General features: G+C 38.7%; 6 protein-coding genes. All 6 read right to left on the bottom strand.

Annotation, left to right across the window (positions count from 1 at the left end):
- Positions 1 to 159: 159 nt before the first annotated feature.
- The 6 genes from ACTQ34_RS16930 to ACTQ34_RS16905 all read right to left on the bottom strand — a co-directional run bounded on the left by ACTQ34_RS16930 (position 160) and on the right by ACTQ34_RS16905 (position 7499).
- Positions 160 to 411 carry a type II toxin-antitoxin system RelB/DinJ family antitoxin gene (locus tag ACTQ34_RS16930; protein WP_441364801.1) on the bottom strand — a complete coding sequence of 84 codons (252 nt, stop codon included), beginning with the start codon at positions 409 to 411 and terminating at the stop codon, positions 160 to 162.
- Between the two features lie 247 nt (positions 412 to 658).
- The gene (locus ACTQ34_RS16925; RefSeq protein ID WP_441364800.1) at positions 659 to 1291 is read right to left on the bottom strand and encodes a zinc ribbon domain-containing protein; all 633 of its coding nucleotides are present in this window, start codon (positions 1289 to 1291) and stop codon (positions 659 to 661) included.
- A 1-nt stretch (position 1292) separates the two neighbouring features.
- Entirely contained in the window at positions 1293 to 4124 is a 2832-nt protein-coding gene (locus ACTQ34_RS16920) for a VWA domain-containing protein (RefSeq protein ID WP_441364799.1), read from the bottom strand.
- Positions 4121 to 4891 (bottom strand): hypothetical protein, encoded by a 771-nt coding sequence (locus ACTQ34_RS16915; protein ID WP_441364798.1) that lies wholly within the window; start codon positions 4889 to 4891, stop codon positions 4121 to 4123. The genes ACTQ34_RS16920 and ACTQ34_RS16915 overlap by 4 nt, the downstream gene beginning before the upstream one ends.
- A gap of 31 nt (positions 4892 to 4922) precedes the next feature.
- Positions 4923 to 5900 carry a zinc-ribbon domain-containing protein gene (locus ACTQ34_RS16910; RefSeq protein WP_441364797.1) on the bottom strand — a complete coding sequence of 326 codons (978 nt, stop codon included), beginning with the start codon at positions 5898 to 5900 and terminating at the stop codon, positions 4923 to 4925.
- A 39-nt stretch (positions 5901 to 5939) separates the two neighbouring features.
- Positions 5940 to 7499 carry a hypothetical protein gene (locus ACTQ34_RS16905; protein ID WP_441364796.1) on the bottom strand — a complete coding sequence of 520 codons (1560 nt, stop codon included), beginning with the start codon at positions 7497 to 7499 and terminating at the stop codon, positions 5940 to 5942.
- Positions 7500 to 7585 lie beyond the last annotated feature (86 nt).

The following is a 7585-nucleotide window of genomic DNA, read 5'->3' as shown; positions in this document are numbered from 1 at the left end:
GTGCGTTTTCTTCTGGGGTACGATTCTTTCTAGCCATTACAAAAATCCTCCAATGTGGTGCTCCTATTCTACACCACATCGGAGGTTTACACAAAGTTTGGGATGGTCTCGCAAACGATGTCGGCCTTGATCGTGCAATTACTCTTTCTGTGTACCAAGTTATTCGGACATTTTCTTGTAGTCCTGTGCATAATCATCCAGAATATCGTCTATATCGGCCAGCATCTGCTCTCGTGTCATCTCAGGAGCCGGAGTTTCCAGCCGGACCGGAAACGGCATTCCGCCAGCGCGCACAAAAGCGTTGGCAAATATATTGAACGCCATGGAAGGAGTCATGCCGAGCTGATTGCAGATCTCCGTCATCCGCGCCTTGGTCTGGCTGTCAATGCGAAACATCATGTTTGTGTCCATTTGCCACGTCTCCTTGCACTATAAGTATAGTATATACTATATACAATGTAAATGTTTTGCATTGGTGAAGCTTGAAGCGGCGTGGGCTGAACCAGCCCGTTCTGCTGTCCTCCCTCCCGATCGGAACAAAAAATCCCTCGCCGGTCGCTATGTCTGAAGCTGTCTCTGTTTCCGGCGTTTTGAATTTTTTACCGTCCGACGTTTACATTTATACAGTTACGAAAATCTCAACTCCTTTTAATATGCATCATTCGATATATAGTAATTTCCATGCGCCATCCTCCTTCGAAATAATGACATTCAATTCCTCATCTACCGAATCACTCCCCCGCTTCGCAGTTACGGTTATATTTGAAACAATAATTTTGTCGATAATCCTAACATCAAAATCAGGATAAGTATTCTGAATTTCTTCAAGCGTTTCTTGTGTGTTACGTTTAGACATTGTGTATGTTGCATTAACTTCATAAGAAATTTGGTAGTCATGGCCAATAGAAGCTTCAAACAAATCCAGTGTTGCTCCCACTATATTTTTAAAATAATTTTCTACATAGGCATCTTCACCATAATAATATATATCACTAGACAATGATACCAATGTATCGATATCATACTCTTCATATGCAGACATAACTTTGCGAAGCAGGCCGTTCGGCCCCACGAACTTGGTTACCACGTTGATTGCAGTGGCAACTACCGCTATTATGAGGATTAACACAACAATAAGTTTTAAAAGTTTTTTATTCCGTTTTCTCCTTTCCATGTCAATAATCTTCACTGAAGATGTTTTTGTTTCGCTATCTACCGGTGTCCCGCACTGACCACAGACTTTATCATTATCGTCCATCTTAGCCCCACAATTTCCACAAAATTTTGCCATATTAAGAGTGCACCTTATCTCTCTTTTTGCCCTTACGAATTTTTACCACGGCTAGTCCAACAAGAACTAAAAGTACTATTCCTACGCCAATTCCCGCATAAATCCAGATTGGTATTTTTATTTCCTCACCATATCCATTTTCCTCCGCACGCAATCTCACATCGTACTTTCCATCACCATTTTGATCTATGTTCAGGATGCTTTCATCCGAAACCGTCGCAATAGTATCAATGATCGTCTGCTTAGTGATTTTAACATTCTCAAATCGGCGGAAATCACTGTAATTACCGTTTTCATCCATAAAGCCAATAGTATAATCCATCATTCCTCGACCCGTTCCAACAATTTGCACATCATAGTCCGCCCCCTCTTTGAGTCGGAGAACTTTAATACGGTCATCTTCATTGGCAGTTGCCTCATTCTCACTATCCTCAAAGGTCAATGTGCCAAAAGCTGTTCGGTCATTGAGATTCTCCTTGGCAGAGCATAAGGTTTCTCCACTATAGGTGACAGAAACATCAACAGGGCATGCGATGCGGATATAAATATATTTTTGTCCGTTAATTTGATCCGCCATGTCTTCGAAGAAAAAAACTAAATCGTCCGCACTGGCGACTTCATAGTGACAGCCATCACTGGCTAATTTTTCCATCAAGTTTTGTGCTGAAGACTTTTCGTTCCCCATGTTTTCAAAGAATCCCAATGTATAAATGAGTATATCATTATTTTTCAAACTATCTGCATATGCAACCAATTCATCTCCTGTTTTTCCAGAATTTGGTTCTCCATCGCTCATAAGAATAATGATTTTTTTCTTGGCATTGCTACTATCCAACATGGATTTTGCTTCTGCCAAACCGGATTCAATATTCGTGCCTCCACCATCAGAGATATTTGTTATAACATCTGTCAAATACGTTTTATCCACAGCAAAATCAGATAACATAGATGCGGTATTATCATAGGTTACAACTCCAATGCTGGCATTTTCATCCAGAATTGTATTAATAAATTTGGTAGAAGCTTTTTTTGTTTCATTCATAGGTGTCCCCGACATACTGCCCGAAACATCAAGTACAAGGACGATATCGCGTTCATCCGAAGTTGTTCTAACTGGGATATTTGTAATATTGTCAGAGTTAAATGTACCCTCCCATTCACAAATAAATGCTGTTCCTCCGCTATCTGAACTACTAAATACACCATCAGACCAAGCCCCATCAGGATAGTCAGAAGATAGTTTCGCATAATTTGCTCCGTCTCTTCCGGTTGGCTCATTTAATGCCCAATTAGTATAGTCTGACTTAGTGCCATTTTTCCATTCCCAGTGCCCCTCCCAAGAACTATCTGTCAAACCGAAATAAGCACTATCATATCCTTGTTCTGTCATGTAATCAAATAAAAAATCATTTTCTTCTTTTGATGTAATGGTTGCAAGATAACCATTTACGCCTTCACAATATTCAAATGCATTTTCCCAAGTGTTCGTTTCTGCAGATGCGATAGGTGAAAAATCGTAAATTGTGTAGAAATGATTATTAAATACGACGGCGTTAGAGGGTATATCATTACTATAATTTAATATGTTTTCAAAATATTTTTTTTGTGTAGACTGCAATAGTTCGCAAGAATCATAATACCATTGTTCTGCTTCCTCAGCCGATTTCTTATTAAACCAAGAAAGCAATCCGGCATCGTTTGCCACAATGCTATACATACAATATTCGCCACGCATATCACAATTTATGATATATTCCGAAAGTGCTACATACTGTCTAACTTCCTCGTATAGCATTTCCTGCGCTTCATTGGAAGAGTAATCGGTTGTAAACTGAGCCACCTGATTGATCATACTTAGGGACAATGCTCGGCGTATATCAGTTGCTACTTTAATTTCTCTTACTCGATTTATGAGATTCTCTCCCCCAACAGCTATATTTCCTATAAGTGTACCGATTTGTTTGCCCAACTCCCAGGATGCATTAAGCACACTAATATTGCCGACAATAGAACTTCCGCCATCAACAAAAAATGCAAATGCATCATCTGTTGCATATTCCTGCGTATTTTTCAGCGTCTTAAAAAAAATGTCTTCAAAAAAGAATTCCGAGTAATTTTTAAAATTCTCATTAGATATTTCCGTGTATGTATCCAACTTAATTTTCATCGCAGTGGACATAGCATTTTTTAATTTTGCAGCAGCCTGTTTTAAATTCCCTTCACTTTCATTCTCAATTGCAGATAAAAAAATTTCATGCTTTTCATAATTTTGCACAATTGTTTCAAGATTACTTAACGCACCAATCCAGTTATCTGTATTTTTAGCCAGTGTATCTAGTCCACTTATAGCAGTTGATAGATTTTCTCCTAAGCTTCCAAGAGATGTATTGCCCGTCATAACCGTAGCAACATTGGCACCCATCTCTGCAATATCCATCGCATAATCTTGAAAGGTTTTCAGATTATCCTGTTGGTTTTGTATAGCCATGTCTGATGCATTATCATGTTCAGAAACAGCCATTATATTTATTAAAACCTCCATATATTTATCTTCTTCAATGTCCAATACGCTTCCACTATCAATTAATTCATTTATAAGCTCCATAGTAGCAGTCGCATATATATTAGAATTAAATTCCTCTATAAAATTGGGATACTGACGATACTTATTATTCACAAGTAATGTATAGTCGCGATTGCTGATGTGGTTCATCATATTTTGCGTAACTTGATTGATTTGGCTATCAGTCATCGTATCTACTGCATAAGCAGATGTTGGACATAGAGTAAAAATTAGTGTTATCAGCAATATTAAACTTAATATACGTTTCATTCCACTACCTCCTGCCCCTGAGCTTCAGATATTGGCGTATCCACAATTGCAGCAACCATTAAATCATAAGAAATTTGTTGTAAGAACGCTTTTTGAATATCATCCTGCTCATTACTTGCTGCAGTAAACTCGTACGTTTTTTTCAAATCAGGATATTTATTGATCAATAGGGTTATATTTTCTAAATTTATTGTCATTGTGGGATTAACTTCTATTTCTTGCTTAAGTATATTGGCAAAATCAGGGGCTTCAATTGTAAACGTATATGTTCCATCTTCGTTTTCAGAAATCACCTGATATTCATTTGCAAAATCCTCAAATAATCTGGCAATGTCTGATTCACTATTTAGACCTAATTTTTCAATGACTTCAGTCACCGTTGGAAATTCTACAAATCCAAAGTAAGTTAAACTTCCTATGATTCCAGTAACCAAAATCAAAAAAAGCAACACGATTAATGCAAACTTTAAGAAAAATCTGCGAATTTTCTTACCAGTGGACCAATGCGCACGTTTTTCCTTCTTAGCTTCCTTTTTTTGGGCTTTCTTTGCCTTTTTACCCGCTTTTTTATCTTCTTTTTTCTGTTCTTTCTCATTAAGTATTTGGGATGCTTCTCCTTGAATTTGAGCACGACTTAGGTTTTCAGATATGCCAGACGCATTTTTTTCCTGTTCACTAATTTTTTCCGCATCTTCCGCATTGCAATTTGGACACAGCCCTGTAGTCTCATCCAGCTTTGCACCGCATTTCCCACAAAATTTAGCCATACTTTCCTCCAATCGGTTAACATCTCACATATTATTCTTTTTTCTCTAATTTATGGGTCTGCACAAGATCAAGATATTCTTGTCTGGATATCGGAATGACTTCGCCGATTCCCATATATGCCAGTGAACTATTTAATGTGTAAATCTTCCAGCCTTCGTCATAATGATGGAGAATCATACTACCGCAATAATATTGGCCATTTAATGTATAAATGACGTAATAGTGTTCTACGTCATCACAGTGATATTGCTCACATGCCTTTGCTATATTTTGACGATTGCGTTCATCATCCTGCACTTCCGGATCGACATAAATTAACTCTACGAAATTTAATGTTGAAAGTTGCATTGGATCGAGCTCTGCAAAAAGATCAGCATATGTGACTGCATCTGAAGTATCGTTATCGGCGGGAAATGCTACCATTTTTGAATCGGCAATATCCTGCAATTCGGTAAAATTACTGTCTCCCAGCAAAAGATCAAATATGAAGTATATTATGTCACGCTGGCTACAAGACAGCCGTCCAACCTCATTTAACGGTATATATGCCCTATATGATTCATGCTCAGTGGGAAGCTGCCCCCAAGCGCTTGCATTTGTCACCGAGTAAATTCCGCTACGTTCTATTCCAACTCCAACATTGCTTTGTGCAGCATTGACAATATCGAAACAGGTAAGCGCCTGATCAAAATTTAGGGTTTGCAAGGCAGAAGTAAATGCAGCGACCAGCTCCTCAGGTGTAGATGAGCCTTGATCTTCAATAGCAAATATTGCTCTTTCATCTTCGGTTGTACTCTCAAGGATCTTTTTGATTTCAAAAAATCCCCCTACTCCAATTGCAACAACCAGCACAGCCGCTATGACTGAAATGATAACTTTTTTTCGTTTTCTTTTTTTGGGTGGAATAGCTGCTACATTTTCAACTTGCCCATGATTCAATACGCTGCCACAATATTCGCAAAACTTTGAATCAGGAGATACTTCCTTACCGCATTTCCAGCAAAACATTGTTCATCCTCCTTGTTATCTTCTATCAATCAACTGCATTCATTGCCGCTTTAATGAAAACGTGTTGTTAATGGTTAGTGTGTCACCATCAATCTCATATGGCCACAACGTGAGATTGTCCAATCTCTCACCTAGAACAAGTTCGCTTTCGCTCACTACGAAATACTTACCCCAATCAGAATCTTCTGATGTCTTCACGTGATAATTCCCATCCATATCGAATGTATACGTTACATCTTCATTAATCCATGTACCGAAAAGATTCGATGCAATACTGTCATCTACTTTTTCAAGAACGATCTCGTCCGACACTAATTGATTGTTCGCTGCAAACACCTCCGGCGAAAACACATCATCCTCCATTGCCTTCAGAATCACACTGTACGATGATGTTTGCTTAACTTGTCCATGCTTTGCTTCTGCGCGCCCCTCCAAATCAGCAAAATACAGCGTTCCAAATCCCGAGTCCGGATGTTGTGTATAAATGTAATACACATATCTGTTATCCGTCGAATGCCAAAATCCGTCTATATTGAAGTATGTCAAATTCTGTAACTCATCCTCATCTATTGACTGCGGTACACTTTCTGGCATAACAATGGGTTCTTGCGGCGTTGTTTCAGTAGTATGGTTATATGTAACAGGGAAATCCTCTATTTCTTCCAACGGAATGTTTTCCTCTCGCTGTTTCTCATCATTCATCGTGATTACAATATCGTTCTCTTCATCGCCGTTTTCATCTATTGTTGCTTCTGAAATCACAAAATCCACTTTAACCATGTCATTGCCAATGCCATTCTCATCAATGCTCATTCCATACCATCTGTTATTCCACGATGTCTTGTTTAAAGTAATGCAATCTAGCGAACAGTTCTTCAGCAGTGCATTTGCCCTATCACAAAATTCCTGTTGTGTTGATACAAACTCAGCCCCATCTGCTGTATAACTGCTATATCCTGCCGCATATATAATTTGCTCAGCATCACTTCTGATTACAAAATTTTTTAACTCTTTCTCATTGGATTCTATAGTGCGACTAATCGTATACAAATCTTTAAGTCCGCTATCTGTCAATCTATAAATTGCAATACTTTCGCTATATATCAGTTCATCTTTATTCGAAACATCTTCCTGTTCGGTTAATTGCACACCTGCAAGGACATCGTCACCTATAATCGCATAACAGCGATTTATCTTTGCCGGCATTGCCAATGTGACGCCATAATAGTCAGCATCCTGTCCCTCTACGCTGTAGGAATAGGTCGCATTCAATGCAATTCCATTATTTTCATCATCCGCCAGATAGGTACATACCCATCCCTCTGTCTTTTCATCAGGTGCAACCGCTTTATAAAAAACTGCTCCCCCCTGTGAATACTTTTTAAATTTCTCATCATATGTTATAGAAGTTGAGCCATATCCGTTCTGTACATGCGCTATACGTGTTCCATATACCGGATTGTCTGCAAAACCATAAGCTTCTTCTATATATTCTCGCAAATCTGCAGAGTTGTTGTCAGTCGCCTCCATTCCGTTCGGCAATACATCTTTGTTATCGCACGCACCTAATAATACGGTCGTGTCAAGAATTTTTCGCACTTTAGTTCGCAGACTCTGTTATGAATGAAGTCAGCCAGCAATGGAGGCATCCTCAACGGTCGCCTCCAGATGCTTCATGTTCATGT

Source organism: Agathobaculum sp. LCP25S3_E8 (assembly GCF_052117165.1).
GTDB lineage: Bacteria > Bacillota > Clostridia > Oscillospirales > Butyricicoccaceae > Agathobaculum.
The sequence above is the reverse complement of the archived record's forward strand: the minus strand, read 5'-3'. Positions and strand labels throughout refer to the sequence as shown.